The sequence below is a fragment of the Halorubrum orientale genome, assembly GCF_059623105.1.
In genome coordinates, this window is the sequence record NZ_JBSPSR010000018.1 from 1 (window position 1) to 1426 (window position 1426).

Annotated in this window: 1 protein-coding gene; it reads left to right on the top strand. The window is 58.8% G+C overall.

The window, feature by feature from the left end; genetic code table 11:
* Window positions 1-1426 (top strand): Fe-S cluster assembly protein SufB (gene sufB / locus ACWUI7_RS13450; protein ID WP_496642714.1); only part of this gene is annotated, 1426 nt, incomplete at its 3' end.

Sequence of the window (1426 nt, forward strand, 5' to 3'; positions counted from 1 at the left end):
ATGAGTTCACAAGATCACCTGAAAGAGACAGACACCGAGGCACGCTTCGAGTTCAAAAAAGAGGAGAACTCCGCATTTAGAAGCGAGCGTGGCCTCGACGAGGAGACGATCCGCGTCATCTCCGAGGACAAAAACGAGCCCGACTGGATGCTCCAGCGGCGCCTCCGCGCGCTCAAGCAGTTCCAGGCCATGCCCATGCCTACCGACTGGCCCGAAGCGCCTGACCTCTCTGAGATCGACATCGACGAGATCGTCCCGTACATCCGTCCCGACATCGACGTCCGTGGCGGCGTCGACGACTGGACCGACCTCCCCGACGACATCAAGGACACCTTCGACAAACTCGGCATCCCCGAGGCCGAAAAGAACGCCCTCTCCGGCGTCGGTGCCCAGTACGAGTCCGAAATCGTCTACCAGAACATGCAGGAACGCTGGGAGGACAAAGGCGTCGTCTTCTGTGACATGGACAAAGCCGTCCAAGAGCACGAAGACCTCGTCAAAGAGTACTTCATGACCAAGGCCGTCCCGCCGAGCGACAACAAGTTCGCCGCACTCCACGGCGCCATCTGGTCTGGCGGCTCCTTCGTCTACGTCCCCGAGGACACCACCGTGGAAATGCCCATCCAGGCGTACTTCCGCATGAACTCCGAGGGCATGGGCCAGTTCGAACATACCCTCATCATCGCTGAAGCCGGCTCTGAAGTCCACTACATCGAGGGCTGTTCTGCACCCAAGTACTCCGCGTTCAATCTCCACTCGGGCGGCGTCGAAGTCTTCGTCAAGGAGGACGCTCACGTCCAGTACTCGACAGTCCAGAACTGGTCGAAGAACACGTACAACCTGAACACGAAGCGCGCAATCGCCGAGAAGAACGGCCGCATGGAGTGGATTTCGGGTTCGATGGGCTCGAAAGCCACCATGCTGTATCCGTCGACGATCCTGAAGGGTCGCGGCGCCTCGGACAACCACATCACGATCGCGTTCGCAGGCGATGGCCAAGACATCGACACGGGCGCAAAAGTGTACCACAACGCGCCAGAGACGAAGTCGACGATCGAGTCGAAGTCGATTTCGAAAGACGGTGGGCGGACGAACTACCGTGGGTTGGTCCACATCGCAGACGGCGCAGAGAACTCCTCAACGGCAGTGGAATGTGACGCGCTGATGTTCGACAACGAGTCAACGTCGGACACGATGCCGTACATGGAGATCAACGAGTCGAAAGTGGACGTGGCTCACGAAGCGACAGTCGGAAAGATCGGCGACGAGGACATCTTCTACCTGCAGTCGCGAGGGCTCGACGACGACGACGCAAAACAAATGATCGTCTCCGGATTCATCGAACCGATCACGGAAGAACTCCCGATCGAGTACGCGGTCGAACTCAACCGACTCGTCGAACTCGAAATGGAGGGCTCGCTCGGGT